We start from the raw sequence: 241 nt of genomic DNA, 5'->3' as shown, positions 1-241 counted from the left end.
CGAACAGCAACGTCGCCTCGCTGTCCACGGGCCTGAGCACCACGGACAGCAATGTGGCCTCGTTGTCGACCTCGACCTCGACCACGGCAAGCTCGCTGTCCACTGGCGTAAGTTCGCTTTCGACGGGCCTCTCCACCACCAACAGCAACGTGACCTCGCTGTCGACCTCGGCCTCGACGGGTATCGCTTCGGTATCGACGACGGTCAGCGCGCTCAACAGCCAGGCGGTGAAGTACGACCT

General features: G+C 63.5%; 1 protein-coding gene. It reads right to left on the bottom strand.

From position 1 onward, the window contains the following. The coding region (locus SB751_RS34710) for a hypothetical protein (RefSeq protein ID WP_410749576.1) at positions 1–217 on the bottom strand (217 nt) is incomplete at its 3' end. Positions 218–241 lie beyond the last annotated feature (24 nt).

Origin of the sequence: Cupriavidus sp. SIMBA_020, from assembly GCF_046535395.1 — a bacterium.
Classification (GTDB): Bacteria; Pseudomonadota; Gammaproteobacteria; order Burkholderiales; family Burkholderiaceae; genus Cupriavidus; species Cupriavidus campinensis.
The sequence above is the reverse complement of the archived record's forward strand: the minus strand, read 5'-3'. Positions and strand labels throughout refer to the sequence as shown.